Below are 26,289 nucleotides of genomic sequence, written 5' to 3' on the forward strand. Positions count from 1 at the left end.
TTAGGCCAGTTTATGAAACCCGTATCTCTGCTTGCGCTACTTCCCTTATGTATCGCATACCATGTGCAAGCAGCAGCCCTCGAACGGTCTGGCCAAAGTACCTTGGCATTTCTCGAACCCAACAATTATACGGAATTTAACATTGGGGTGATTACAGGTAACCTGAGCGGTGAAAATTCAAATAAACAAGAATTGTCTCAGGCTTTAAATGTAACTGACTTTTCAACGGGCAACTTACTTGAGGATTTTCACTTTATACAAAGTGCAATTAAATTACAGCTCAATCCACAGATATCCGTAGGATTGTTATTTGATCAACCCTTTGGCATTAAGCTCGATTATGATTATTCACCAGAATCTATTTTGGGAAATGAACAGCTCGAAGCCATTAATATTCATCTTAAATCACAAAATATTACAGGTCTGATCGGTTACCAACCTACTCCGCGCTGGAATATTTATGGCGGACTGGCCTATCAAACCTTTAGTGGTGATCTTTATTTATTTGGTCAAAGCTTCTATTTTTTTAATGGCTACAATATCTCACTCAAAAATGATCCAGCTTTAGGATGGCTTGGTGGCGTTAGTTATCAGATTCCTGAAATTGCTTTAAAAGCAAACCTTACCTATCGCTCTAAAATTAAACATAATAATCAAAGTATTGAATACACACCAAATGACGGTATTGTTAATAGCCGTACTGAAATTATCACACCTCAATCTGTGAATTTTGACTTTATGAGCGGTGTCTCTGCGCATAATCTGGTTTATGGGTCTTTAAGATGGGTGAATTGGTCCAGTTTTAAAATGAAGCCAAATGGTTTCAATCAGATCATTCAAAATACCATTAATGATTTTAAGGCATTACCATCTACACCAGAAATTTCCAACTTTATTCAATCACTATCTAATTTTAATTTAATTGATTACCAATCAGACCAATGGTCAGCCAAAATTGGCGTCGCACACCAAGTCAATGATCGTACCTTCGCCAGCCTAGAAGCACTCTGGGACAGTGGCAGTGATAATCCTGCATCAACAATTAACCCAGCAAATGGCTACAATGGTTTAGGTACTGGACTACGCTATCAATTTACACCCAAAAGTTTTATTGCTGGTGGCGTGTATTATTTAAAATTTAAACCCTCTCAAGAAAACAAAAATAGTATTTCTGTGAGTTCTATTTCAACACTGGATGATCGAACTGCGTGGGCTTATGGTTTAAAAATAGGTCACTACTTTTAAGTTTTAAATGAACCTAATAAAAAAAACAGGCCGTAGCCTGTTTTTTTGTGAATCAGTAAAGTCTTTAGATCTTACCAGTGGAAGCTTACGCCCACTTTACCCACTGGAAGCCATTCGTATTTGTCATCATTAGCAATTTTGTTTGCTTCTGCTGCCAATTCATCATCTAAATTAGCACCAAGATTCGATGTTGCTGAACCAGAAATACGTTGCAAATTCACAGATGGGTTACCAGTGTAATAAGCACCGACTTCGCCAAATACACCCCAGTTTTTATTGATTTTTGGTGCCCAGCCAAGACCTAAATACGGTGCAAACTGGTTATCGTAATCAAGCTTACCTTTGATATTCACGCCGTCAGCAGTTGCTTGGAAGTCTGTATTATTTACACTAAAGTTACGACCGCCATCAACACGACGCTCTAAACCGTAATCATTGTCAATATAACCAACACCCGCCGCTACGTATAAACCTTGAGCCCAACGGTTTGAACTTGCACCCCAAGGACGGATTTCAGCATTTAAATAAGCAAGGCTGTTATCCATATCCATGTCATAGGTAGAGCCATTCACTTTAACATCATCAGACCATGAAATATCGCCACCGTTATAACCCAAAGCTAAACCTACATAAGGATTGGCTGTCCAAAGCAAAGCACCACCATAACCTGTAGTACCAACTTCAAGTCGTGCGCCTGTAGGAATGAGTTTATTTTGATCAAATGCATAGCCATCATGTACAACTGAAGAGTCAGCCATTGCTGTACCAGCGGTAGCTAACATCGCCACTGCTAGAATTGTTGTATGTAGAGCTTTCATTTTGTTTCTCCTCTCAAATAACAACAGTAAAATAAATTGTTTTACAACGTGATTTTTTCATTCTGTGATGCAATATAAATTAGATACAGATCACGTTTTATTCAAATTTTGCTGAGTTTTTGTTATTTTTTGATACAAGTTAGGCCTGAGTATTGATTTTTAATCCATTTTGGTCGTTTTTTAAACACACGGAAGCCCTGTTTGTAATTTCTACTCGTTTTAATTATTAATTCCGATCTATTGGTTATTTTCCATCTATTTTTAGCCCAATTTAGTGTAAAATCGATGAAAATTTTTTTCTGGATGGAAGATCATGTCTCAGCTTTCAACAATCATTGAACAAGCGTTTGACAACCGTGCCAATTTTACTGCAGCAGATTGTCCTGCTGAAGTACGTACAGCAGTTGAGGAAGTAATTGCTGGCCTAGACAACGGCTCTTTACGTGTAGCCGAAAAAATCAATGGTGAGTGGGTTGTACACCAATGGGTTAAGAAAGCGGTATTGTTATCATTCAAATTAAATGACAACAAACCAATCGAGTCATGTGACCTTCAATTCTACGACAAAGTAGATACTAAATTTACAGGTTGGACTGAAGAACAATTTAAAGCTGCTGGTGTACGTGTAGTACCGCCTGCTGTAGCACGTAAAGGTTCTTTCCAAGCGAAAAACGTTGTATTAATGCCTTCTTATGTAAACATTGGTGCTTACGTTGACGAAGGTACAATGGTAGATACATGGGCAACTGTTGGTTCATGTGCGCAAATTGGTAAAAACGTTCACCTTTCAGGTGGTGTAGGCATTGGTGGTGTACTTGAGCCACTTCAAGCAAACCCAACAATCATTGAAGATAACTGCTTCATCGGCGCACGTTCTGAAATCGTTGAAGGCGTAATCGTAGAAGAAGGTTCTGTGATTTCTATGGGCGTGTTCATTGGTCAATCAACGAAGATTTTTGACCGTGCAACTGGCGAAATTCACTACGGTCGCGTTCCAGCGGGCTCTGTGGTTGTTGCAGGTAGCCTTCCTTCTAAATGCGGTACTTACAGCCTATATGCTGCAATTATCGTGAAGAAAGTTGATGCGAAAACCCGCGCAAAAACAAGCTTAAACGATCTTCTACGCGACGAATAATTTTTTATTCATCTCTTTTGTGTCTCTACGATCAGTCATGATCGTAGAGATTTTTGTTTTCTACACTATGGTTAAATTTTGCTATGAGTACGCTTCGTTCTTCCGCCATTCCTGTTTCTGATCCTTCTGCGGGTTTACGTATTACGGAGATCTTTTATTCATTGCAAGGCGAAGCCAATGCAGCAGGCTTGCCAACTGTATTTATCCGTCTTACAGGTTGCCCTTTGCGTTGCACCTATTGCGATACCACATATTCGTTTGAAGGTGGTCAGCGCCAATCATTAGAAGAAATTATTCAAACCACACTCGATTTTAAAACCCCGTACATTTGCGTTACGGGTGGTGAGCCTTTGGCTCAACCCAATGCCCTCCCACTAATGACTCAACTTGCAGATTTAGGTTGCCAAGTGTCATTAGAAACCAGTGGTGCTTTGGATGTTTCCAAAGTAGATCCTCGTGTATCTAAAGTTTTAGATTTAAAAACACCAACTTCCGGCGAATCTGCACGGAATTTGCTTAGTAACCTCGATTATTTAACTGAGCATGATCAAATTAAATTTGTCATTTGTAACCGTGAAGATTATGAATGGTCAAAGCAACAAGTTGAACAGTTTCAATTGCATCAAAAAGTCAGCACCGTTTGGTTCTCTCCTGCTTTTGCTGTAGAAAAAGGTGCTGTACGCCTACCTCAACTTGCACGTGATCTTGCGCAGTGGATTTTAGATGACCATCTCCCTGTCCGCTTCCAACTCCAGTTGCATAAACTTCTTTGGAATGACGAAACTGGTCGTTAAGTGTATTAAAGAATGATTGGAGATTTGAACATGCGTCCTCGCGCGATTGTCTTATTATCTGGTGGATTAGACTCTACTACTTGCTTAGCATGGGCACAGTCAAACTATGAATGTATTGCGCTCAGCTTTATGTACGGTCAACGCTCAACGACTGAATTAGTCGCAGCACAACAACTGACCAAACAAGCAGGTGTTGAACACCGTGTGATTAATATTGACTTGGGTAATTTAGGTGGATCTGCACTTACGGATCACACTATTGAAGTGCCAGATCATGAGCAAGAAGGTATTCCTGTTACTTATGTACCAGCACGTAACACGATTTTCTTATCGTATGCGCTGGCCGCAGCAGAGGTTTTTGGTGCTGAAGCGATTGTGATTGGTATCAATGCAGTTGATTATTCGGGTTATCCAGACTGCCGTCCTGAATTTATTGAAGCATTTGCCAACATGGCACGCTTAGCAACAAAAGTAGGCGTTGAAGGAAAACCTCTTAAATTTGAAACACCTCTGTTACATTTATCCAAAGCAAATATCATTCGCTTAGGGCTAGAACATGGCGTAGACTATAGCCAAACGGTGTCTTGCTATCAAGCAGATGACCAAGGACGTGCTTGTGGCAAATGCGACAGTTGCCGTCTGCGTAAGCAAGGCTTTGCAGATGCAGGAATTGCTGACCCAACACGTTATATACCGGTATAACAAGGTAGAGTTTATGAATATGCTAAAATCAAACATTATGCTTTCTATTGCAGTATCTGCAACGGCACTTTTTGCTTCTGTTGCTCATGCTGACAATGACAAATTACAGCAAGCTTATAAAAGCACTAACGTTAAATCTGCGTTAATTAATGTTTGTAAAGAAGAAACAGGCAAAGGTAAAAAGCTATCTGCTGCTGAAGTCAGCAAATACTGTACTTGTGCTGTTGAAGCAGATGGTCGTTTGACGAATGCACAAAAATGGGACATCCAAAGTGCAATTAACCAAAAGAAAAGCCCTGCATCTTTAGCTTTTGTTCAAAAACAAAATAAAGATTTACAAGCATGTTTCGGCCCTCAGTTAACAGGTAAATTAAAAACTTTAACTGAAGAAGCAATGAAATCTGCTCAAGCATCTAAATAAGTTTATTGATGTGCCAAAAAGCCTGCAATTTGCAGGCTTTTTTATATTTTGGCATCGTGATTTACTGCATATTCAAGCACTCACTATAACTCTTCTTACAATCTACTGTATGATAGATTGATGATCCTTACTCTATATTGAACAGCATACTTCTTGAAGGAACAGCACATGTCTGATTTGACCCTACCTCAACACGCCTTTCCTGCGACAACAGGCGAAGTAAATTTAGCTGAATTGCCAACAGAATGGCTAATTGTCTATTTTTACCCAAAAGACTCAACACCTGGCTGTACCACTCAAGCAGTGAGCTTTTCATGCTTAAAAGATCAATTTGATGCGCTCAATACCACAGTTATTGGTATTTCACGTGATTCAGTCAAAGCACATCAAAACTTCACTGAAAAGCAAAATCTCACTATTAATTTAATCAGTGATAAAGAAGAAGTTCTTTGTCAGCACTTTGATGTGATTAAAGAAAAAAATATGTATGGCAAAAAGGTGATGGGCATTGAGCGCTCTACCTTTATTTTCCATAAAGGTAAATTGGTAAAAGAATACCGCAAAGTGAAAGCCGCTGGGCATACAGAAGCCGTTTTAGAAGACCTAAAAGCGCTTCAATCTGCATAAGCACATGTGCTACGCGTGACAAAACCACACGCACTTTTTAAGCAAAGCCCCTGACTAAGCCTATTTTAGAATAGGCTTTTTTATCGCTAAAATACCAAAGACCAAGCGATGCTCCACATCACCAGTGCAATTAGACCATCTAAAATTTGCCATGCTTTAGGGTTTTTAAAAACGGGCGTTAACATACGCGCACCATAGCCTAATGCAAAGAAAAACAGCCATGATGCTGTAATTGCACCTGTTGCAAAATAAGCCACATGCTCAAATTGTGCCGAAATGGAGCCCAATAAAATTACCGTATCTAAATACACATGCGGATTTAACCATGTCAGGCTTAAGCTAATGAATATCAACTGTTTTAAGCCTTGCACACCTGCACTATTTAAAGCAATTGCAGACTGGCCACGAAGTGCTTGCTTGGCATGCATATAACCGTACCAAACCAAAAATAATGCACCACCCCATTTTGCCAATTGCACAATTTCTGGATAATGATGAAGTACTGTAGCAAAGCCAATAACACCCAAAACAATCAAAATAGAATCGGACATGGCGCAGCTCAAGCAAATCCAAAATACATGCTCTTGCCTTAAACCTTGTTTTAATACAAACGCATTTTGCGCACCAATCGCTACAATTAAACTTAGGCCAACCAAAAGACCTTGTATATAGGTATGCCACATAAGTATCAAAACATGAAAAAGATGGGGCTTATTATCAATAGTTTTGTTTAAACTTGAGTATTATTAAGAAAATATAAGCTTAACTAAGTTATTTTAAGTCGAAGACCAATATGCTTAACCACAAACAATGTGATGCTTTTTTAGCAGTTATTGAAACAGGAAGTTTTGATGCTGCAGCTTTACGGCTATCAATCACCGCATCTGCGGTCACACTACGTGTGCAATCACTAGAAAAAAGTTTAGGGCATATCTTGATTGTACGTGAGCGACCTTGTTACACCACCGATGCGGGAAGTCGTTTATTAAACTACTTGCAACATAGCCGATTACGTGAACAGGATTTTTTACAACATTTAAGTGGCCAATCTGAAGATTTTTATACGATCAATATTGCTACGAATGCCGACTCTCTTGCCACTTGGCTACTGCCTACCATCCAACCATGCTTAATACAACATAAAATCATGGCGCATTTTCAAGTGGATGATCAAACTCAGACCCATCTTCTAATGCAAACAGGTTTAGTGAATGCGTGCATCTCGGCCGAACCGCGTGCCATGATGGGATGTAGTGCTGAGCCTTTAGGTCACATGAACTATCGCTTAGTGGCAAGTGCTGAATTTATTGATACATGGTTTGCTCAAGGCTTAACACGTGGCGCCCTGAGTAATGCCCCTGCGATTCTTTATAACCCTAAAGACCAGCTCCATAGCAATCTGATGTTAAAGCAGTTTGGGTTAACACCTGCATGCTATCCACATCACTTTATACCGTCATCTTCTGCATTTGCTGAAGCGATTTTTAATGGATTGGGATTTGGCTTAGTACCAGACTATCAAATTGGGACGCGTTTAAAGACAGGGCAATTAGTTGATCTAAGTCCAGAGTTTAAGGTTGAAGTGGCCTTATATTGGCATCATTGGAAGCAACAAGCCCTACCGCTCGATCAGCTCACACAACATCTGATACAACAGGCCTCTAAAAATATGAACAGTGTTGCTAAAGCGTTAACACATCAATAATCATCACCTAAGTACGGTATGCAAATTATTTTGCTTGTAAGTGTCCTTTCAATCGAATATTGACTTTTTCACCTACGCCACCATAGGCTTTTTTCATACCAAAATCACTGCGGTTAATTGAGCCTACCGCATTTACATCTAATAATTTTGGATTGGTTGCATTGGGCTTAAGTAAGGCCATAAATACTGTGGGCTTGGTAATACCTCTTAAGGTGATACTGCCATAGACGTTATAATAATCTGCATCAATAGGCACAAACTCAGTGCTTTTAAAGCTCATAGTTTTATATTGTGTAGCATCAAAAAACTGTTCGCTTAAAATCATTTGCCGTAATACAGGTGGATTAAATTGTAGACTATTAGATGACAATGTCACTGTGACTGATGCATTTTTAGGCTGATTGATATCAAAATATAAACGTGCCTGAGCTTGATCTGAAACGCCTTGTACCACTGTCAACCCTACAGTTTTAATATCAAAGCTCACCAAACTATCTTTAGTTAAGCCCCAAATTTGTGCATGCGCAGTCGAATAAAGCAAGGCAGTCATTCCGACACTTGCTCCAACATGCATGACGCCCCTCAGCCACATTCACAACACTCCACGCTACCTAAAACATAGCATTTTATTTTATCTGCATATTTGCTGTACTGCATGCCTTGCTTTAAGCATAGGCATATAAAATACAAGCTTTAGGATAAATTGCTTTTGTCGTGATTTTTGAAGTGTTTTTGTAACTGCTTATAGGTATCCGTAAACTGAAATTGCTTTAAAAATGCAATCGTTCCTGCTGGAAAGGCTGTCTCATCAATCTCACCACGGTAATACGCTTCACGGATTGGTGTTGCAGACATCGCCCCTTTTAGGCTTTCTAGCTCGACCAGTGGCCATTCAGGGAAGAATTTTAAATAATAAGAAGAATCATCTTTAAAATGACCAATTAGACCAATACGGTCTGCTGATTGAGTGACTTCAGCAATCAAGGATTTAACCAAGGCCTGCCATTTTTCATCATTGTATACATCAATCACATGCACAAACTTAATTCTGTGCTGATCTGCCTGTGAAAAATTCGACAAAATCATCTGCTCACGCTCAGTGGCTAAAAATGGATTTTTGATATTGCGTTCGTTTTGGGCAGACCCTAGCGCCAAAATAACATATTGGCTTTGTTCTAAGGCGATTTTTATGGTTTGTAAATGTGCCAAATGAAAGGGCTGAAAACGGCCAATGAAAACCAAATAATCGAATGTATATTTCATATCAAATCAAACTTTTTATGAACTGAGCAGTTGTGCCAGTGGCTGAAATATGCGACATAATGTCTGGCATAAAATCAAAACGAACTTTAACGCAAGGATAGTACGATGACACTGAGCTGTATTCAACAACCTCATGAACATTTGAATGCGAATTTGGACAATGGCGTACTGACCTTAGCCATAAACCGTCCTCAGGCGAAAAATGCGCTATATAGTGAACTTTACCTTTGGATCGCAAAAGCGTTAGACGAAGCAGACCAAGATAGTTCTGTGCGCACAGTTATCTTACGTGGTGCGGATGCAGACTTTAGTGCAGGCAATGACATGCAAGATTTTATGAAATCTGCCGCGATGAAGGATCAAATCCGTGCTGAGGATGGCCCTCCATTTGTATTGTTAAAATCTGCTGCTAAGTTTTCTAAACCATTGATTGCTGCAGTACGCGGTGTTGCCATTGGCATTGGTGTAACCATTCTTTTACATTGTGATTTGGTCTATGCGGATAATACAGCACTATTCCAAATTCCATTTGTAAGCCTTGGCCTTTCACCAGAAGGTGCATCGAGTAAATTACTTGCACGCCAAGCGGGTCATGTAAAAGCCGCTGAATTACTACTCACAGCAGATCGCTTTAATAGTGAAAAAGCACTTGCAACCAATCTTATCAATAGCATTGAAGAAGATGTATATGCAACTGCACAGAAAAAAGCTACACAGCTTGCTGCTCTTCCACTTGCATCATTGGTTCAATCTAAAGCACTTATGAAGCATGATGTTGACGAAATTGTGTCATGGATTGACCATGAAGCTGTCATCTTTATGAGTCGTGTTGGCTCACCTGAAATGATGGAAGCCGTTGCTGCCTTTATGCAAAAACGCAAACCTGACTTCTCTCAGTTTAATTAATTATTGAACTGCAATCTCTTTTACAAAAACCATCCAAAATTTTGGGTGGTTTTTTATTTATATCCCCCATCTTAATTGCAAAATAATCACGGTAGATTTCCTATGTCTGAATCACAACATAAGCAAAAAGAACGTTACTTCGAGCCTGCACCAGAAGGTATTGATGTTGATAATTTTAAGAAAGTTGTGCAAAGCCGTCGCTCGGTACGTAAATTTACAGACAAAGCCATTCCAAGCGACATTTTAGATGATTGCTTAGACTTAGCCTTGCTAGCGCCTAATTCTTCAAATTTACAACCGTGGACTTTTTATGTGGTGCAAAATCCAACCAAGAAAAAGCAATTGGTCAAAGCCTGTTTAGGGCAACTTGCTGCAAAAACTGCTACGGAACTTATTGTCTGTGTGGCGCGTACTGACCGTGTGGATGAAATGGCAAAACGTAATATTTCTGAGTTTCCATTCCCAGAAGCACCTACTGCTGTGCAGAAATATTACAAGTTCATTCCGTATAACTACAAAACAGGTTATTTAAACGCTCTAGGTAACTTTAAGAAAGTTGCTTTCAAAGTTGCACGTACATTAGATAAGCAACTACCTGTCACCGCATTTAATGAAGCTGATGCTAAACTTTGGGCAAGTAAAACCACGGCTTTAGCTTGTGAAAACTTGGTATTAGCTTTACGTGCATACGGTTTTGACAGCTGTATGATGGAAGGTTTTGATGAGCCATTGGTGAAGAAGATTTTGGGTCTGAACCATCAGCAATATCCTGTAATGGTGATTGGTGCGGGTGAACGAGCGGTCGATGGCGTGTTCTTTCCGCAGTATCGTTTTGATCGAGAGTTATTTATTCAAAAGGTTTGATGACCACATCATTTACCCATCAACAGCATTTGATACACGTTGGGCGACAAGGATGTCGCCCCGTTAGACTGTGGGACAAGATGTCCCATCAGTCTAACAAAGGGCTTTTGTTACTTTTCGGCCGTGAAAAGTAAAAATCATCTACGCGTTAATAAGTGAATATAACCACCAAATATAGCGATAGTGACATGCGGTATTAAAACTGAATATCCACTATTTGAATAAACTCAAAAGCAGGCTCTTCATAAGGATGATTGGCTTTTAATGCCCTTGCGACAGCACTTGCTTGATCTTCTGGCACAATAGTTTCTACTCGCCATTCTGGAATCTGTTCCAAGCTATCCAACTCGCCAATAAATGGATTTGCGCCTTTAACGGGTTTAAACTGCCCTGTGCCGAGTACTTGCCAAGCGCAGTGCTCATAGTTACCAATGCCACCCGCGCCAGCTTCAAAAATGGCAAGTTTGGTAGATTCAAGATGTGATTCGGGAACGTAATAGATAAGTTTGAGCATATCAATTTGATGTATATTCGAGGAAGACTTAATTAATCATATTAATCAACTACAACTATGTCCAATAAAGATCAGTTTAATGAAATAGCATTAACTACTACCGAAAACTTAGCAAAAGAATTTCTATTGGGTACTGCTACCTCATTTTTAGATGAATTAGCTAAAGCTATCCCATTTGCATCTTCTGCTTTAGCACTATCTACAGCTTATTCCAATTTCAAAACAGCGCAAGAAAAGCGCCAACTCTTAGCTTTTATTCAAGAAATTGAAATCAATAAACCAGATTTTATCAATAAATTCTTTAAAGATAAAAACAACACTGAACTCGGTTTGGAAATTCTAGGCATCCTTGATCAAACTTATTTAGAAAAACAGGCAAGAATGATAGGCCGTGTTACCATCTTGTTAAAAAATTTAGTTATCTCAAAGCAAGAGTTTGATAAATATACATATATTATTACTAAACTAAATAATCATTTGATCACAATAATTAAAGAATTACACCAAGCATCAAAAGATGCTACGCACTCTACGTTTCATTTTCCAAGTCCAAATATGGACTTAATAAGTTTTGAATTTTTAGTAGAAGTTGAAAACAATCGTAAATTTACTACTCAATCTAATTATCAAAGGACGGAATTTTTCTATTATTTTTACGAAAACATTTTCAAAGACTAAATCCAATCACATGACTAGCGATATGGATGTCGCCTGTCAGACTGTAGGGCAAGGATGCCCTATCAGTCCAACAAAGCATTTTTGTTACTTTTGATGCTTCAAAAGTAAGGCTAAAGTAAACATTAGCTCAGTTCACTAAATCACATTTGTAATGCATAACCTAAAACTAAAAACACTAACTGTAAAAACACAACTGCACCAAAAAGCTTCCAGCCCTTTTTACGTAGTGCAGACTTATCCACTGCCGAATAATCTACTATTTTAATCATGTTATCACCTCATCATGAGTGTTGATACTGAACTCGTTTAGTTATCCATCTTTCTTTTATCTTGCATAGTTATTGTGCATAAATTACACACTAGCATGTTTCCACAAATATAAAAGCAAAATCTAAACCAAGTTCAGCGGGAGAAATAAAAATTTAAAAACCAACAAAAAACCACCCGCAGGTGGTTCAAAAATCGAAAGCGATTATATGTGTAAAAACAAGTATTCACAATAATTAATATATCTTTTGGTAAATTTTTACTATAAAAAAAAGCCACCCGAAGGCGGCTATTTTCTATGATTCATCTATTAAAGATTAACCAATAAATTTACGTGCATTACGGAACATACGTAACCAAGCACCATCTTGATCCCAATCTTCAGGTTTCCAAGAATGTTGAATCGCACGGAAATTACGTTCAGGGTGTGGCATCATAATTGTTGCACGACCATCTTTTGACGTCACACCAGAAATCGCTTCTGGTGAACCGTTCGGGTTCAATGGATAGTGCTGTGTTGGGTTGCCTTGGCTATCTACATAACGCAAGATCACTTGATCACCTGCATTCAATGCAGCAATGTTCTCTGCACTAGCAACCACACGGCCTTCACCATGCGCAACTGCGATTGGAAGAATCGAACCTTCCATACCTTCAAGCAATACAGAATTTGATTTTTCTACACGTACGTTTACAGCACGCGCTTCAAACATTTCAGATGTATTGCGGTGGAAACGAGGCCAAGCTTCTGCACCTGGAATAAGTGGAGCAAGCTGAGATAACATTTGACAGCCGTTACAAATACCTAAAGAGAAAGTTTCGTCACGATTGAAGAATTTCTCAAATTGATCGCGTAGTTTAGGGTTAAACAACACTGATTTAGCCCAACCACCGCCTGCGCCTAATACGTCACCGTAAGAGAAACCACCACATGCCACTAAGCCTTCGAAGTCATCTAAACTAATACGGCCAGCAAGCAAGTCGCTCATGTGTACGTCAACTGTATTGAAGCCCACTTTATCAAATGCTGCAGCCATTTCCACATGACCGTTTACGCCTTGTTCACGTAAAATCACCATGTTTGGACGGCGTTCTGCAATGTACGGCGCTTCAATTGGCTCATTCAAATCAAATGTTGGTCTTGCAATTAAACCAGCATGAGATTTGTCAGCAATTAACGCATATTCTTGATCCGCAGTTTCTACGTTGTCACGCAAACGCTGGATTTGATGTGACACTTCAGTCCATGCTTGTTGTAAGTCTGCACGGTCTAAGCTCAAACCATTAACCGTTAACGTATCTGTATCGTTTACAGTACCGACAACGCTAATTGCATCTTTTAATGTAGATGTTGCAACTTCGGCTTCAAGCGTTACCCAATCCGCTTTCGAAATTTGTAATACTGCACCAATTTCTTCTGCAAATAATGATTCAACTGATTGGTCTTCTAGCGCCACACCTAAGCGTGAAGCAAACATCATTTCCGCAACAGTTGCTACTAAACCGCCATCACCAATGTCATGATAGGCTTTGATTAAGCCACGGTTGTTCCAATCTTGAACCAATGCAAAGAATGCTTTGAAGTCATCGAAGCTATCTACATCAGGAGTCACAGAACCGATTGCTTTATACACCTGAGCAAGGATCGAACCGCCAAGACGGAATTGACCTTTAGACAAATCGATACGTACAAGTACAGACTCAAGGTTTTTCAATTCAGGTGTCAATGTTTTACGAACATCAGTTACTGGTGCAAATGCTGTAATCACACCTGACATTGGAGAAGTTACAGATTTATCTTCGCCTTCGTCATTCCAAGTGGTGCGCATAGACAATGAGTCTTTACCAACAGGAATTGCGATACCTAAAGCAGGACACATTTCCATGCCGATGGCTTTTACGCCTTCGAATAATGCTTGGTCTTCACCTTTTTGACCTGCAGCCGCCATCCAGTTTGCAGACAATTTAATGTCACTGATTTGGTCGATTTTTGCAGACATGATGTTTGAAATCGATTCAGCAACCGATAAACGTGCAGAAGCAGCAGGATTTAACAATGCAACTGGTGGACGTTCGCCCATTGCCATTGCTTCACCTGTATAACCTACAAGGCTAGTCGTTGTTACCGCAGCATCTGCTACAGGCACTTGCCAAGGGCCAACAAACTGATCACGCGCAACCATACCTGTAATCGAACGGTCACCAATGGTGATGAGGAATGATTTAGAGGCAACTGTTGGATTTTTAAGAACGCGGTAAATTGCATCTTTCAGATCAGTTACTTTTGCAGCAGTGAAGTCATCACCTTTACGTTCAATCGTTTCGTATGAACGGCTCATGCGTGGTGTACCACCAAGCATCACTTGCATTGGCATATCCACAGCTTTGTTTTCAAACAATGGATCTTCAACAGTTAAGTGACGTGCTTCAGTCGCTTCACCCAACACCGCAAACGGACAACGTTCACGTGCACAAAGTGATTCAAATAATTCTAATGAACTTGGGCGAATAGCCAATACATAACGTTCTTGTGCTTCGTTCGACCAAATCTCCATTGGAGACATGCCTTTTTCAAGCGAAGGAATTTTACGTAGATCAAGTACAGCACCTAACTCGTGATCGTTCACAAGTTCAGGCATAGCATTTGAAATACCGCCCGCACCTACGTCATGTACAGACACGATTGGGTTGTGGTCTTCCATACGCCAGCAAGCATCAATCACTTCTTGGCAACGACGTTCCATTTCTGGGTTTTCACGTTGTACAGAAGCGAAATCTAGATTTTCACCCAATTTACCACTGTCTACAGAAGATGCAGCTCCACCACCTAAACCGATGAGCATTGCAGGGCCACCAAGAACGATCAATAAATCGCCCGGTTGAATTGCATCTTTTTCGACATGGTCAGGACGAATGTTGCCGTAACCGCCTGCAATCATAATGGGCTTATGGAAGCCTTTTACATCGCCATTTACGTTTTGTTCAAATGTACGGAAGTAACCATTTAACGCAGGACGGCCAAATTCGTTGTTAAATGCAGCACCCCCCAATGGGCCTTCAATCATAATTTGAAGTGGCGATGCCATACGAGATGGTTTGCCGTAGTTTTCTTCCCAAGGCTGTTCAAAGCCTGGAATGTTCAAGTTCGATACAGTAAAGCCTGTTAAACCAGCTTTAGGCTTACCACCACGACCTGTTGCACCTTCATCACGAATTTCACCACCAGAACCTGTTGCAGCACCCGCAAATGGCGCAATCGCTGTTGGGTGGTTATGCGTTTCCACTTTCATAAGAATGTGAGCAGCTTGGCTCTTGTATTTATAAACGTGGTGACCTGTTTCAGCGTCTTGTTTTGGATAGAAACGCTGTGTGTCAAAGCCCACGATCACAGAAGCGTTGTCTTTATATGCAGACAAAACATCTGTAGGAGATTCTTTATAGGTGTTTTTGATCATTTGGAACAAAGACAGTGGCTGAACTTCACCATCAATTGTCCATTCAGAACCGAAAATTTTATGACGGCAATGCTCAGAGTTTGCTTGAGCAAACATCATCAGTTCGATGTCGTGCGGGTTACGGCCCATTTTAATGAAGGCATCAGTTAAATAATCGATTTCTTCATCAGACAATGCAAAACCAAACTCAGAGTTAGCTTTTACTAAAGCTTCTTTACCTTGACCCAAAATATCAATTGAATTTAAAGGTTTTGGTTCAGTTTCAGAAAAAAGCGCCACTGCATCTTCAATTTGATTGAATACGCTTTCGGTCATGCGGTCATGCAATGCCAATTTTACTTCGTCAGAAACAGCATTTACGCCCTTCAAAGTAAATAAAACACCGCGTTCAAGGCGATGAACCGGTGTATTACAGTTGGCAAAAATATCTGTTGCCTTGGACGACCACGGAGAAATTGTCCCAACGCGTGGCGTCACTAATATTTGGACTTCATCACTTGCTGGCTGGCGCAATTCAAACGATTGACCATCATTAAGCAGCTGTAAAGCGGATTGTTGTTGCTGTTCATTCAGCGCTTGGTCAAATAGATAGACCAATTGGCTTTCAATGTCTTGAACAGAACTCATCGTAGATAGACGTGTTAATAGTTGCGTTTTCTTAAAAGAAGAGTGTGCTGATGCACCGGCCACGATAAACATGCTGATTTTGGCTCCACGGGCTGGTCTTTTGAACCAAGCCGCAATGTGACTTGAAGAGAGCGCATATTCTACTGTGTATTGCTGAAATCAGCTAGATGGCAAAAGCAGTTTCTGCTTCCAATTGAATCAAGATTTTTTAAATAATGCTTTTATTTTCAGTAAAAAAAATTGAATGTAGTCGAGTAGGTTATCACATTTTTTATTGTAAAAATTATTAATTCAAAATAAATATCAATTGTGCTTTTATTTAGTGAGCAAAGCACTTTTTGTACACCGTTTAAGTGAATGTATGAAAACTCATGCAAACACTTAAACTACTGACATCTGAAGATGTATTTCGTCTATAAAAGCAAAACCAATTCTTCATTTCAAAACCAACACCTTGTAAATCAGTTATTGGTTTTGCAAATAACTCAATAAATTTAAGATTGCTTCAGAAGCCAATTTCAATGAATTTGGGTCAACCCAGTCCGTTGTATCGCAAGCCTGATGGTAGCAAGGTGCAAACTCTAAAACATCGCCTTTTAACTGCTCATTAAACAGAATAATGGATGCCACTGGTACTTTACCTAAAAAAGGTACAGTATCACTTGCCGTTAAAGTGGATACATCTTTCTTAATCTTAATGCCTTTCTGCTGAAAAAACTTGCTAAGCTCTTGCTCCAGCGCCAAATCACCAGCATGCACTGGTACTGCGCGTAAGCCATCGGTCAGTGGCTTATAGTCTGCTTCAGACATGCCACGTGCTTTTAGCATTTTTTCCATCTCATCAACCGAAGACTTAGTTGCATCCGCAATCATAATGTCTGGATTTTTGGTTCCTACCATATCCACATTAATATAAGCCTTAATATGTTTGAGTTGCTCAGGCGATAGTTTTTTAACAAATGCCTGCGAACCCGCAATGCCAACTTCTTCTGAATCCCAGAAAGCCAAATAGACTGTATTTTTAGGTGCTGTTTTTTGCTGTGCTAGATGATGCATCAACTCTAACAATAGTGCGGTACCTGAACCATTATCATTAATGCCTGGGCCACTTTTGACTGAATCATAATGTGCACCCAAAACAATGGCATCATCTATATTTTGACCTTTAATTTCGACAATAATATTTTGCCCCACCACCTTTTCTCTATTTTCAAAAGCGATCATCTGTGGCTGTAACCCTGCCTTTTTCGCTTCACTCATGATGTATTTTGCGGTAGCCAGACCACCCGCTGTTCCTACAGCACGGTTAGCTCCGTTATTGGTTGCAATCTTTTGAAAAGCATCTAAATGCGCCATCATTTTGCTACTGTCTAAACTGATTGCTAAAGACTGAACTTCTGCTGTGGAAAACGCTGGCTTTTGCATACCTGCACAACCACTTAGCGCAAGGCCACAACTGATCAGCACACATGACGCGAATAAATACTTCATTTTTATTTCAACCCTCTTTGTTATCATCCCTTCATTTATAGAAATTTTAAGTGAATCATAATATGAAGATAAAGATGCTTTAAGTAAGCTACACAAAGTTGCGGACATAAAAAAGGAGCCTTTTCTAAAGCTCCTTTTTGATATCTTTCTAAATTATGCAGATTTACTTAGTCCCAGACCTGTATCTGCGAATTCAATGACTCCATTTTCTTTCACATACACTTTCCAATCTTCCAGTAATTCATGCAATTTTTCTGGATATTGCTCAGCCAAATCATCTGTTTCACCGACATCTTCCGCTAAATTATACAGTTGCCATTTGTTCGGTCCATTTGGTGCAGGTATAAATAGTGCTTTCCAATCTCCCTTGCGCAGAGCCTTTTGTCCAAACAGCTCCCAGCCCGTGATATGGTCTGCATCGTGTATGCGTTCTTGTTGCTGATTGAGATACGGTAAAATACTTTTACCGCGTAATGGCACTAATTCACGGCCTTTATATTGCGTGCTAGGATGCTGGATCTGCAAAACGTCTAAAACTGTTGGTAACCAGTCCATTACCGTAAGAAATTCATGGCTGATTCCTTGCTGGCGTTCTACACCCGCATATTTAATAAATGCTGGTGTACGGATGCCACCTTCACTGGTATGCGCTTTATATAAACGTGATGGTGCTGTGGAAGCTTGTGCCCAGTGTTCCCCATACCAAACATAAGAATTGCCATTACCAATATTATCTAAAGCATTGTCATAATATTGCGCAATCACAGTTGAAAGATCTGGGCCAAATACAGGTAAAGCTTCGAGCTGTGCTCCTTCTGCACCATTATCAGATAAGAAAATAATTAGCGTATTGTCGTATTCACCCGTATCTTTCAAATGCTGAATCACTCGTCCTACGTTTTGATCCAAACGATCAACCATTGCCGCATAAACTTCCATTGTTCGTGCAGATTGCTGTTTTTCAGCATCTGACAGTTCATCCCAAAATTTTGTTTTTGCTAATACTGGATGAATTGTTGCATCGGCACTGACCAAACCTAATTCACGCGCGCGCGCTAATCGTTTTTGACGTAGCTCTTCTGGGCCTGTATCATACTTTCCATGATATTTTTCAATATCTTCTCGTGGTGCTTGAAGTGGCCAGTGAGGCGCAGAAAAAGGTAAATAAGCAAAAAATGGACGCCCTTTACGGTGTGTATCATCCTGCAAATATCCCAGCAAACGCTCAGTAAAATAATCAGAAGAATAAAAATCTTCAGGGAGTGACGTTACATATTCATCATTTTCTGCATATAAGCCACGGGTGACTTTAAGTAATCCTGGAATTTCTTCTTCTGGAATATCCGCTTCAAATGCATAGTGATTGGCAGCCCCTGGTAACAACGTAAATGAACGCTCAAAACCACGACGTGCAGGAAAACGCTCTGGTGTTAGCCCTAAATGCCATTTTCCAGATAAAACAGTGTAATAACCATCATCTTGTAATAGTTCTGGCAGTGCTGCCACTTGATCATTCAAATAGCCTTCATAACCTGGTTGCCCTTTTTGCTCAGGGCGTATGGCTTCGGCCATAGATCCTAAACCAGCCAAATGATGATCTGTGCCAGACAATAGCATTGAGCGCGTTGGTGAACAGGTGGATGCCGTATGAAAATTGGTAAATCTTAAACCTTCCAGCGCAATCGCATCTAAGTTTGGTGTGTTTATTTCCCCGCCAAAGGCACCTAAGTCTGTAAATCCCAAATCATCTGCAACAATTAATAAAATATTCGGCTGTTGTTTTGACATCTGTTTCTATCTGCATTTTTATTTAAAAATCTACAATGCCCGAAAATCACTCTTAAACCCTGTCAAAGAATTGACATTGTCTAGCTGAATTTTCGCAAAGCTATACACAGAATAGCGCATGAAAAGTGTCAAACTATGACGCGCCACCCTAGTGCATTAGATGTAATTTTGGCATCATACATACAGCAAATAACTGAATAATGATAAATGACTCAAATGCGTTGGCTTGAACTACTTTCCACAGTTCGTATTGGCAGTAAAAAACAAAGTTCTGAACAGGCACGTAGCCCTTTTCATAAAGATTATGATCGCATTATTTTTTCGCAAAGCTTTCGCCAGCTCAATCGTAAAACCCAAGTCCATCCGCTAACTCAACATGACGGCATTCATACACGCCTCACACATTCGCTTGAGGTGTCTTGTATTGGTCGTTCACTAGGGATGTTAGCTGCCGAAAAAATCAAAGATGAACTCCCTGTATGGATCGCTCCAGCAGACGTTGGCGCAATTATTCAAGCCGCTTGTCTTGCACATGACATTGGTAATCCACCTTTTGGTCATGCTGGTGAATATGCCATTCGTGAATGGTTTGATGATGCCTCACATACCGATTTTTTGCGTGATTTAAGCCCAGAGCAAGAAGCTGATGTACGCCAATTTGAAGGCAATGCACAAGGCTTACGCCTACTGACCAAAATTGATTATCATCCAGATGATGGTGGCATGCGTCTGACTTATGCAACCCTCGGTGCTTATCTCAAGTATCCATGGTTGTCTAAAACCATTGCTTCTCAAGGCGAAACGCCTGCTAGTCATCGAGCTAAGTTCGGCTGTTATCAATCCGAAAAAGACATTTTGCAACAAATTGCCGAGCAACTTGGCCTTATTCAACTGGGTGATTTTCATTACTGTCGTCATCCACTCACTTACTTGCTCGAAGCAGCCGACGATATGTGCTATGCCCTGATTGATTTAGAGGATGGCATTATTCTCAACATGCTCAGTTATGAAGAAGTTGAACCAATCTTCCTCAATTTAATTGGTGAATATGGTGCACCAAATGAACTATCCATGAAAACCACATGGCAACAAAAAATTGCAGCGCTACGTGGCCGTGTAATGAAACGGCTTGTGGATGAAGTCACTACCGCCTTTGCCAAGCATCATTTTGAAATTCTGACAGGTCAGCTCCAAGGTAGCCTGCTGGATTATTGCCCTGATGATATTGGCCAAGGAATCAACCGCGCTAAAAACTTAGCGCGCGACAAAATTTTTGAGCATCCCCAAAAGGCTGGATTAGAAATTATTGCTCATCAGAGCCTACAAAATATTTTAGATGCGTTCATTCCGCTGACAACACCCAATAAAACCCTCAGCTTTAAGGAACAACGTTTAATGGCTATTTTGAGCCGTTCCGGCACACAATTTAGTGATAGTCACTACAACAACATCATGTTGGTCTTAGATATTATTTCTAAGTTTTCAGACCATCAGGCCTATAACCTTGCGCAAGAGCTACAAGGCAATAAAGCGGGCTTCTTTTAACTTTATGTGCTCCTTTAAAAAGCAGTGGAGGCTAGTAATTCTCTTGCCTTCACGCTAATCTCAGCACATATTTAAATTGAGCAAGATGCTCAAAACAAACTGAAATTATAGTGAATTATTAACATGATCGGATGTTTAATCGGCGAAGTGCTGGCATTGGAAGCACCTACAGTTTTACTCAATGTAAATGGCGTAGGCTACGAAGTTGACACCCCACTTTCAACATTTTGCCAATTGCAAAAAGGCCAAAAAGTTACATTATGGACTCACTTGGCTGTACGCGAAGATGCACAGCTCCTTTACGGCTTTGCCAATGCCCAAGAAAAAACTATTTTTCGTACACTGATTAAAGTGAATGGTGTAGGACCTAAAATGGCACTGGGTATTCTTTCCACTTTAAGTGTCGAAATGCTGATTCATACTGTAGAAAATGGCGATGTAAAAACACTGGTGAAAGTACCCGGTGTTGGTGCAAAAACAGCAGAACGTTTGATGATCGAACTGCGTGATCGTTTTAAAGCAATGTCGGCTGTGGCTGTACCAAGCAACTCAACCAACACACAAATTCAATTTACAGGCAATTCAGCTGTTGCTGAAGCCGAAGCCGCCTTACAATCTTTAGGCTACAAACCTACTGAAGCACAAAAACTGGTGAATGCAGCCAAAGGCGATTTTACTGAAGCCAGCGACATTATTCGTGCAGCATTAAAGTCGATGAATAAATAATTTTTTAGCTTCTAAACGTTTTACATCCTTTACCTGTTAAAACTATACATGGTATTTGAATCGTGCAGGCAACATGGATGCTACCGTTAAACTGTGTTACAAGGGCGTAAGATCAGTTTAACAAATGGGTTCTTTCACTTTTTCCCCAGTCAAAAGTGAACACTGAAGATACAATAGTAATTCAATACCAATCATGATTTGAGGCTGTACAGGCAGCATCAAAATGCCCAGCTCAAGAGATTAGTTAAATCATTATGCAAGACCGACTCATCAGTGGTTCTGAAAAACCCGAAGACCACTTCGACCGCGCCATCCGACCAACATCACTAGACGACTACATCGGACAACCTGTCGTACGCGAACAAATGGAAATCTTCATTGGGGCTGCGCGTGGCCGTGGTGAAGCACTTGATCACACCTTAATTTTTGGCCCGCCGGGTTTAGGTAAAACCACATTAGCCAATATTATTGCACGTGAAATGGGTGGCAACCTCAAATCTACATCAGGCCCTGTACTGGAACGTGCTGGAGATTTGGCAGCCATGCTGACCAATCTCGAAGAAGGCGATGTATTATTTATTGATGAAATTCACCGTCTTTCTCCAGTAATTGAAGAAATTTTGTATCCTGCAATGGAAGATTACCAGCTGGATATTATGATTGGTGAAGGCCCTGCAGCCCGCTCTATTAAACTCGATTTACCGCCATTTACATTAGTCGCAGCTACAACGCGTGCGGGCTTGCTGACTTCACCATTACGTGACCGCTTTGGTATTGTACAGCGCTTAGAGTTTTACTCTGTCGAAGACTTAACGCACATTGTGAGCCGTTCCGCTCATCTTATGGATGTACCTATGACCGCTGAAGGTGCTCAAGAAATTGCTCGCCGTTCACGAGGTACGCCACGTATTGCCAACCGCCTATTGCGTCGCGTGCGTGACTATGCACAAGTTAAAGGCACAGGTGAAGTCACTCAAGATATGGCACAGCGTGCACTCGATATGCTCAAAGTGGATAAAGATGGTTTAGACACTCTCGACCGTCGCTATCTGTCGATGCTCCTAGAACGTTTTGACGGTGGCCCTGCTGGCGTTGAGGCCCTCGCTGCCGCGATGGCAGAAGATTCAGGCACTTTAGAAGATGTTATTGAGCCTTACTTAATTCAGCAAGGTTATGTAATGCGCACTGCACGCGGTCGAATTGCCACCAATATGGCTTATTTACAGTTTGGCATGTCTCCACCAGAGCCTAAAGATAAATAAGACTGAGTGTAGAGCACAATCAAAAAGCAACTTCGGTTGCTTTTTGATTTTTCAATCAGATGAATATTGTAAAGATAAGTTCAAGAATAATTTATTCAGGCTTGGAGCATACGAAAAAATAGTTTAAACCAATGCTGTATCTTTTTAATCCTATCTCTAAAAATAAATTTTCAAATAAAACAAATATTTAATTATAAATATTCAATAAAAATTGACTAAGCACTACAAAAAACAAAACAGTTACATTTGAAACAATAAAACAACAATTCATTCATTAAATGATCTTGTTTAAAACATACTGCTCATATAGTTTTATAAGTGTGATGTATTTAACATTATTTTTGTAAAGTGTAAGTTAAGCAGTAAAAATAGCGGTACATAAAAATAAAATCTAAACCCGTATAGCCAGATCAAAAGAAGTAAAAAGTTTTATTGCTGTTCTATGTCAGCGTACGTAGGCAGTAATACAACACTTAAATAACTTGATATTAAAGGGAAACGGTCATGAAAAATTTTGTTTTATTCGCTTGTGCATCTTGCCTAGCCACGGTTGCTTTAGCAGATTCCACTTGGCAATGTGCCAATTCAATCGCTGAAATATCCTGTGCTAAGCAAGGAAACTGCCAAATTCCTCAAAACCTAAACAATACATTCCGTATTACCATTAAAAATAACAACCAAATTGCAGTATGTGCACAAAATAATTGCTGGCGTGGTTCTAGCCAAGCCATCCAAAATGGCAACCAAACCACCTATGCCATTAAGCAATTTAGTTGGACCACACTTGAACAACCCAATAGTGAATACTTACTTGCAGTCGATCAAAATACACAACGTCTATCACTACAAGGTGCTGGTAAAAAATATAATCTACAATGCGTAAATGCTTAAACACATGACATATAGAAATTAGAAGGAAATGATATGCACCACATCAAGCTGTGAGCGCTAGCACATCGAACAAAAACAATACCCTGTGCTAGCGATCTTTCAGTTCCCTATTTTAATTTGAATATCTATAAGCAATTTTAAAAACTATGTTAAAAAATCAAAAATGCAAATAAATGACCCTAATTTATTCTATTTATGCCATATCAAACTTGTCGCTATATTTTAAAACTATCCTAAAACTCAACACTGATTAAATAAGCTACAGCCACTTTAGGCTGGCTAGATTTGAAATCTTGTGCCATTGGACTACACAGTCAGAGTGCTAAAATTTTCGCTCACAACGCTTGACCTTCAGCTAAGTACACGTCAATTTAAAGACCTCGATCTTATGCTAAATCAAAGCAATCATTTTAAAATAGATCCCAAAACGGAATACACACATGGCGAATAAATTCGAGTTCAATATTCGTGTCTATATTGAAGATACTGATGCAGGTGGCATTGTCTACCATGCCAATCATATTCGCTTTATGGAACGCGCTCGCACCGAATGGCTTCGCGCATCAGGCATTAGTCATTATTGGCATCAAAAAGACTATAATTTTGTCGTACATAAAATTAGTTTGAAATATGCACGCCCTATTCTAATGGATGACTTAATTACCGTTACTGCTTCTGTAGTTTCATGTAAAGCTTCGTCATTTGTATTGCAACAAAATATTTATCGTGGTGAAATCATGCTTGCGTCAGGTGAGGTCGAATTGGCATGTATTAATGCAGATATGCGACCAACCCGACTTCCTGAAGAAATTCGTGATCTAATTCTGAAAGAATTGGAACAAGATTAAAAAAATTAATTGGCTTAATGTAACTATGGCAACACAACTAGAATCTTCTCTGCACGTCACTGATCTTATTTTACAGGCGAGCCCTGTTGTACAGCTGGTGATGCTTCTTCTATTATTCGCATCACTCTATAGCTGGTATCTGATTGCCAAATTACATTTAAGCTATAAAAAAGCCCAAGCCGATGATGAACATTTTCAAAAAATCTTCTGGTCTGGTGCAGAACTCAATACGCTATATAACAATGCCCAACTTAACTCAAAACGTGTCGGCCTCGAAGATATTTTCTATCAAGGTTTAGGTGAGTTTTTAAAACTTAAAAAGCGTCAAGCAACTTTGCCACAAAGCATTGAAAGCACAGAGCGTATTTTACGTGTAGGTTTAAGCCGTGATCAAAGCTATTTGGAACAAGGTCTTGGTGCTTTGGCTAGCATTGGTTCTGTAGCGCCTTATGTGGGTTTATTTGGTACTGTTTGGGGCATTATGAATGCGTTCATTGGTCTTGCAGATGTAGACCAAGTGACTTTGGCAACGGTTGCGCCAGGTATTGCAGAAGCCTTGATTGCAACCGCAATTGGTTTATTTGCGGCAATTCCTGCTGTACTTGCATTTAACCATTTTACCGCTAAAGGTGAAGCGATTTATTCAGATCGTGCCTTATTTGCTGAAGAAATGGTGGCTTTATTACAACGCCAATCATTGGGTTCTGATCAGGAACAAAAATAATGGCTATTCAACGTTCTGGACGCTTTGAGCGTATTAAAAAGCCCTTAAAAAGTGATATGAATGTAGTGCCCTACATTGATGTCATGTTGGTGCTTTTGGTTATTTTTATGGTAACCGCACCTATGATTACCACAGGTGTAAAAGTCGACTTACCTCAAGCTAATAGCAGTCCAATTCAATCTGAAGATCGCCCTGCTATTGTGACTCTAGAAGCCGATGGCACAATTAAACTTGAAGATAAAACCCATAAAAATGATGTACTCAGTTTAGCTGAGCTTACTGTGGCATTAACCGATGCCCAAACTCAAGCACACGCTGAGCAAAAGCAATTGAGCGTACTCATTAATGGTAGCGAATCTCGCCCTTATGGCGAAGTCATTAAGCTGATGTCCGCATTACAAGATGCAGGCTTATCTCAAGTTGGATTACTGACCGAGCCATTAAAATAATTTATGAAAGATTTTAAGAAGCCTCCGTTTAAGCAAAAAAAAATTGCCATTGGTTTTACGCTCGGCGTACATATCGTGGCAGTTGTTGGTTTGCTTTATCTCGGCATGAGTAAACCACCTGAACCGCCTAAACAAATTAAAACGGTACTCGTAAAACCAGAAGACTTAAAGCCTGTTACACGTGAAGAAACTGCCTTTGATGAAACTGCACATGAAAATATTGCACCAGAAATTACACAAACTGCCGAGCCGAGTGTAGAGCCAGCGCCAGTTATTCCTGCAGCGCCACCACCACAAGCGTTGCCAACACCTACACCAACACCGGTAGTGGACACTCAAAAATTAGATGCCCAAAAAGCAGCACAGCAAGCTAAACTTGCAGCTGAAGCTGAACGTAAAGCAGCAGAAGATGCAAAACGCGAAGAGCAAAAGCGTACTTTAGCTGAAGCGGCGAAGCAAAAGTCTCAAGCGGATGCAAAAGCTAAGGCCGATGCTGACGCGAAGGCAAAAGCAACTGCTGAAGCGAATAAACGTAAAGCTGATA

At 40.1% G+C, this 26,289-nt stretch carries 26 protein-coding genes and 1 pseudogene; 18 read left to right on the forward strand and 9 right to left on the reverse strand.

Going from position 1 to position 26,289, the window contains the following annotated elements; genetic code table 11:
• Positions 1-12: 12 nt before the first annotated feature.
• Positions 13-1,245, forward strand: a complete 1,233-nt coding sequence (locus D9K81_RS15180) for an OmpP1/FadL family transporter (protein ID WP_120374530.1) — start codon at positions 13-15, stop codon at positions 1,243-1,245.
• A gap of 71 nt (positions 1,246-1,316) precedes the next feature.
• Here D9K81_RS15180 and carO read toward each other — a convergent pair whose 3' ends face one another.
• The gene (gene carO, locus D9K81_RS15185; RefSeq protein ID WP_120374529.1) at positions 1,317-2,063 is read right to left on the reverse strand and encodes an ornithine uptake porin CarO; all 747 of its coding nucleotides are present in this window, start codon (positions 2,061-2,063) and stop codon (positions 1,317-1,319) included.
• A 313-nt stretch (positions 2,064-2,376) separates the two neighbouring features.
• On the opposite strand from carO, the gene dapD reads away from it, so the two are divergent.
• The 5 genes from dapD (at position 2,377) to D9K81_RS15210 (ending at position 5,742) form a co-directional block, all read left to right on the forward strand.
• A complete protein-coding gene (gene dapD, locus D9K81_RS15190; protein WP_120374528.1) occupies positions 2,377-3,198 on the forward strand; it encodes a 2,3,4,5-tetrahydropyridine-2,6-dicarboxylate N-succinyltransferase in 822 nt (273 codons plus the stop codon).
• 83 nt (positions 3,199-3,281) lie between these two features.
• The gene (queE, locus tag D9K81_RS15195; RefSeq protein WP_120374527.1) at positions 3,282-3,992 is read left to right on the forward strand and encodes a 7-carboxy-7-deazaguanine synthase QueE; all 711 of its coding nucleotides are present in this window, start codon (positions 3,282-3,284) and stop codon (positions 3,990-3,992) included.
• Between the two features lie 30 nt (positions 3,993-4,022).
• The gene (gene queC, locus D9K81_RS15200) at positions 4,023-4,694 is read left to right on the forward strand and encodes a 7-cyano-7-deazaguanine synthase QueC (protein WP_120374526.1); all 672 of its coding nucleotides are present in this window, start codon (positions 4,023-4,025) and stop codon (positions 4,692-4,694) included.
• Positions 4,695-4,707: 13 nt separating this feature from the next.
• The gene (locus tag D9K81_RS15205; RefSeq protein WP_106985922.1) at positions 4,708-5,115 is read left to right on the forward strand and encodes a hypothetical protein; all 408 of its coding nucleotides are present in this window, start codon (positions 4,708-4,710) and stop codon (positions 5,113-5,115) included.
• A 168-nt stretch (positions 5,116-5,283) separates the two neighbouring features.
• Entirely contained in the window at positions 5,284-5,742 is a 459-nt protein-coding gene (locus D9K81_RS15210; RefSeq protein ID WP_120374525.1) for a peroxiredoxin, read from the forward strand.
• 86 nt (positions 5,743-5,828) lie between these two features.
• Here the strand turns inward: D9K81_RS15210 and D9K81_RS15215 are convergent, their stop codons facing one another.
• Complete coding sequence (locus D9K81_RS15215; protein ID WP_120374524.1) at positions 5,829-6,425, reverse strand: LysE/ArgO family amino acid transporter; 597 nt, start codon at positions 6,423-6,425, stop codon at positions 5,829-5,831.
• A 110-nt stretch (positions 6,426-6,535) separates the two neighbouring features.
• Between D9K81_RS15215 and D9K81_RS15220 the strand changes: the two genes are divergently transcribed.
• Positions 6,536-7,447, forward strand: coding sequence for a LysR family transcriptional regulator ArgP (locus D9K81_RS15220; RefSeq protein WP_120374523.1), 912 nt, complete (start codon positions 6,536-6,538; stop codon positions 7,445-7,447).
• A 25-nt stretch (positions 7,448-7,472) separates the two neighbouring features.
• On the opposite strand, the gene D9K81_RS15225 is transcribed toward D9K81_RS15220, so the two are convergent.
• Positions 7,473-8,021 (reverse strand): YceI family protein, encoded by a 549-nt coding sequence (locus D9K81_RS15225; RefSeq protein ID WP_120374522.1) that lies wholly within the window; start codon positions 8,019-8,021, stop codon positions 7,473-7,475.
• Between the two features lie 119 nt (positions 8,022-8,140).
• On the reverse strand, positions 8,141-8,710 hold the full coding sequence (locus tag D9K81_RS15230) for a nicotinate-nicotinamide nucleotide adenylyltransferase (protein ID WP_120374521.1): 570 nt from the start codon (positions 8,708-8,710) through the stop codon (positions 8,141-8,143).
• Positions 8,711-8,815: 105 nt separating this feature from the next.
• On the opposite strand from D9K81_RS15230, the gene D9K81_RS15235 reads away from it, so the two are divergent.
• Both D9K81_RS15235 and D9K81_RS15240 read left to right on the forward strand, forming a co-directional pair.
• A complete protein-coding gene (locus D9K81_RS15235) occupies positions 8,816-9,616 on the forward strand; it encodes an enoyl-CoA hydratase-related protein (protein ID WP_120374520.1) in 801 nt (266 codons plus the stop codon).
• A gap of 102 nt (positions 9,617-9,718) precedes the next feature.
• A complete protein-coding gene (locus D9K81_RS15240) occupies positions 9,719-10,480 on the forward strand; it encodes a nitroreductase family protein (RefSeq protein ID WP_120374519.1) in 762 nt (253 codons plus the stop codon).
• Between the two features lie 196 nt (positions 10,481-10,676).
• Here D9K81_RS15240 and D9K81_RS15245 read toward each other — a convergent pair whose 3' ends face one another.
• Positions 10,677-10,994, reverse strand: a complete 318-nt coding sequence (locus D9K81_RS15245) for an NGG1p interacting factor NIF3 (RefSeq protein ID WP_120374518.1) — start codon at positions 10,992-10,994, stop codon at positions 10,677-10,679.
• A gap of 57 nt (positions 10,995-11,051) precedes the next feature.
• Between D9K81_RS15245 and D9K81_RS15250 the strand changes: the two genes are divergently transcribed.
• Positions 11,052-11,672 (forward strand): hypothetical protein, encoded by a 621-nt coding sequence (locus D9K81_RS15250; RefSeq protein ID WP_120374517.1) that lies wholly within the window; start codon positions 11,052-11,054, stop codon positions 11,670-11,672.
• 140 nt (positions 11,673-11,812) lie between these two features.
• Here D9K81_RS15250 and D9K81_RS18795 read toward each other — a convergent pair whose 3' ends face one another.
• The 4 genes from D9K81_RS18795 to D9K81_RS15265 all read right to left on the reverse strand — a co-directional run bounded on the left by D9K81_RS18795 (position 11,813) and on the right by D9K81_RS15265 (position 19,300).
• Positions 11,813-11,941, reverse strand: coding sequence for a KGW motif small protein (locus D9K81_RS18795; protein ID WP_265091330.1), 129 nt, complete (start codon positions 11,939-11,941; stop codon positions 11,813-11,815).
• A gap of 315 nt (positions 11,942-12,256) precedes the next feature.
• A complete protein-coding gene (gene purL, locus D9K81_RS15255; protein WP_120374516.1) occupies positions 12,257-16,093 on the reverse strand; it encodes a phosphoribosylformylglycinamidine synthase in 3,837 nt (1,278 codons plus the stop codon).
• A 393-nt stretch (positions 16,094-16,486) separates the two neighbouring features.
• Positions 16,487-17,518: a M20/M25/M40 family metallo-hydrolase gene (locus tag D9K81_RS15260; protein ID WP_228199827.1), complete on the reverse strand. Its 1,032-nt coding sequence runs from the start codon at positions 17,516-17,518 to the stop codon at positions 16,487-16,489.
• 147 nt (positions 17,519-17,665) lie between these two features.
• Positions 17,666-19,300 (reverse strand): arylsulfatase, encoded by a 1,635-nt coding sequence (locus D9K81_RS15265; RefSeq protein ID WP_120374514.1) that lies wholly within the window; start codon positions 19,298-19,300, stop codon positions 17,666-17,668.
• Between the two features lie 207 nt (positions 19,301-19,507).
• On the opposite strand from D9K81_RS15265, the gene D9K81_RS15270 reads away from it, so the two are divergent.
• From D9K81_RS15270 to D9K81_RS15305, 8 genes and pseudogenes are all read left to right on the forward strand, one after another.
• Positions 19,508-20,845: a deoxyguanosinetriphosphate triphosphohydrolase gene (locus D9K81_RS15270; RefSeq protein ID WP_120374513.1), complete on the forward strand. Its 1,338-nt coding sequence runs from the start codon at positions 19,508-19,510 to the stop codon at positions 20,843-20,845.
• A 123-nt stretch (positions 20,846-20,968) separates the two neighbouring features.
• Positions 20,969-21,571 carry a Holliday junction branch migration protein RuvA gene (gene ruvA, locus D9K81_RS15275; RefSeq protein WP_120374512.1) on the forward strand — a complete coding sequence of 201 codons (603 nt, stop codon included), beginning with the start codon at positions 20,969-20,971 and terminating at the stop codon, positions 21,569-21,571.
• A gap of 254 nt (positions 21,572-21,825) precedes the next feature.
• Positions 21,826-22,833, forward strand: coding sequence for a Holliday junction branch migration DNA helicase RuvB (gene ruvB / locus D9K81_RS15280; RefSeq protein ID WP_120374511.1), 1,008 nt, complete (start codon positions 21,826-21,828; stop codon positions 22,831-22,833).
• A 504-nt stretch (positions 22,834-23,337) separates the two neighbouring features.
• Entirely contained in the window at positions 23,338-23,724 is a 387-nt protein-coding gene (locus tag D9K81_RS15285) for a hypothetical protein (protein ID WP_120374510.1), read from the forward strand.
• A 440-nt stretch (positions 23,725-24,164) separates the two neighbouring features.
• Entirely contained in the window at positions 24,165-24,572 is a 408-nt protein-coding gene (ybgC, locus tag D9K81_RS15290) for a tol-pal system-associated acyl-CoA thioesterase (RefSeq protein WP_120374509.1), read from the forward strand.
• Positions 24,573-24,597: 25 nt separating this feature from the next.
• Positions 24,598-25,296: a protein TolQ gene (tolQ, locus tag D9K81_RS15295; protein ID WP_120374508.1), complete on the forward strand. Its 699-nt coding sequence runs from the start codon at positions 24,598-24,600 to the stop codon at positions 25,294-25,296.
• Positions 25,296-25,745, forward strand: a complete 450-nt coding sequence (tolR, locus tag D9K81_RS15300; protein WP_120374507.1) for a protein TolR — start codon at positions 25,296-25,298, stop codon at positions 25,743-25,745. Before tolQ ends, tolR begins: the two co-directional genes overlap by 1 nt.
• A gap of 3 nt (positions 25,746-25,748) precedes the next feature.
• Positions 25,749-26,289: pseudogene (locus tag D9K81_RS15305) on the forward strand (cell envelope integrity protein TolA); the annotation flags it as partial.

Origin of the sequence: Acinetobacter chengduensis (genome assembly GCF_003664645.1) — a bacterium.
GTDB classification, from domain to species: domain Bacteria; phylum Pseudomonadota; class Gammaproteobacteria; order Pseudomonadales; family Moraxellaceae; genus Acinetobacter; species Acinetobacter chengduensis.

What these genes read in the sequence shown, in the direction of transcription:
- D9K81_RS15225 (WP_120374522.1), bottom strand. Translation starts at nt 8,021, where the DNA reads ATGCATGTTGGAGCAAGTGTCGGAATGACTGCCTTGCTTTATTCGACT.
- D9K81_RS15285 (WP_120374510.1), top strand. Translation starts at nt 23,338, where the DNA reads ATGAAAAATTTTGTTTTATTCGCTTGTGCATCTTGCCTAGCCACGGTT.
- dapD (WP_120374528.1), top strand. Translation starts at nt 2,377, where the DNA reads ATGTCTCAGCTTTCAACAATCATTGAACAAGCGTTTGACAACCGTGCC.
- D9K81_RS15245 (WP_120374518.1), bottom strand. Translation starts at nt 10,994, where the DNA reads ATGCTCAAACTTATCTATTACGTTCCCGAATCACATCTTGAATCTACC.
- D9K81_RS15230 (WP_120374521.1), bottom strand. Translation starts at nt 8,710, where the DNA reads ATGAAATATACATTCGATTATTTGGTTTTCATTGGCCGTTTTCAGCCC.
- D9K81_RS15235 (WP_120374520.1), top strand. Translation starts at nt 8,816, where the DNA reads ATGACACTGAGCTGTATTCAACAACCTCATGAACATTTGAATGCGAAT.
- tolR (WP_120374507.1), top strand. Translation starts at nt 25,296, where the DNA reads ATGGCTATTCAACGTTCTGGACGCTTTGAGCGTATTAAAAAGCCCTTA.
- queC (WP_120374526.1), top strand. Translation starts at nt 4,023, where the DNA reads ATGCGTCCTCGCGCGATTGTCTTATTATCTGGTGGATTAGACTCTACT.
- purL (WP_120374516.1), bottom strand. Translation starts at nt 16,093, where the DNA reads ATGTTTATCGTGGCCGGTGCATCAGCACACTCTTCTTTTAAGAAAACG.
- D9K81_RS15265 (WP_120374514.1), bottom strand. Translation starts at nt 19,300, where the DNA reads ATGTCAAAACAACAGCCGAATATTTTATTAATTGTTGCAGATGATTTG.
- D9K81_RS15240 (WP_120374519.1), top strand. Translation starts at nt 9,719, where the DNA reads ATGTCTGAATCACAACATAAGCAAAAAGAACGTTACTTCGAGCCTGCA.
- D9K81_RS15215 (WP_120374524.1), bottom strand. Translation starts at nt 6,425, where the DNA reads ATGTGGCATACCTATATACAAGGTCTTTTGGTTGGCCTAAGTTTAATT.
- ybgC (WP_120374509.1), top strand. Translation starts at nt 24,165, where the DNA reads ATGGCGAATAAATTCGAGTTCAATATTCGTGTCTATATTGAAGATACT.
- queE (WP_120374527.1), top strand. Translation starts at nt 3,282, where the DNA reads ATGAGTACGCTTCGTTCTTCCGCCATTCCTGTTTCTGATCCTTCTGCG.
- carO (WP_120374529.1), bottom strand. Translation starts at nt 2,063, where the DNA reads ATGAAAGCTCTACATACAACAATTCTAGCAGTGGCGATGTTAGCTACC.
- D9K81_RS15205 (WP_106985922.1), top strand. Translation starts at nt 4,708, where the DNA reads ATGAATATGCTAAAATCAAACATTATGCTTTCTATTGCAGTATCTGCA.
- tolQ (WP_120374508.1), top strand. Translation starts at nt 24,598, where the DNA reads ATGGCAACACAACTAGAATCTTCTCTGCACGTCACTGATCTTATTTTA.
- ruvB (WP_120374511.1), top strand. Translation starts at nt 21,826, where the DNA reads ATGCAAGACCGACTCATCAGTGGTTCTGAAAAACCCGAAGACCACTTC.
- D9K81_RS15210 (WP_120374525.1), top strand. Translation starts at nt 5,284, where the DNA reads ATGTCTGATTTGACCCTACCTCAACACGCCTTTCCTGCGACAACAGGC.
- D9K81_RS15270 (WP_120374513.1), top strand. Translation starts at nt 19,508, where the DNA reads ATGACTCAAATGCGTTGGCTTGAACTACTTTCCACAGTTCGTATTGGC.
- D9K81_RS15250 (WP_120374517.1), top strand. Translation starts at nt 11,052, where the DNA reads ATGTCCAATAAAGATCAGTTTAATGAAATAGCATTAACTACTACCGAA.
- D9K81_RS18795 (WP_265091330.1), bottom strand. Translation starts at nt 11,941, where the DNA reads ATGATTAAAATAGTAGATTATTCGGCAGTGGATAAGTCTGCACTACGT.
- D9K81_RS15220 (WP_120374523.1), top strand. Translation starts at nt 6,536, where the DNA reads ATGCTTAACCACAAACAATGTGATGCTTTTTTAGCAGTTATTGAAACA.
- ruvA (WP_120374512.1), top strand. Translation starts at nt 20,969, where the DNA reads ATGATCGGATGTTTAATCGGCGAAGTGCTGGCATTGGAAGCACCTACA.
- D9K81_RS15180 (WP_120374530.1), top strand. Translation starts at nt 13, where the DNA reads ATGAAACCCGTATCTCTGCTTGCGCTACTTCCCTTATGTATCGCATAC.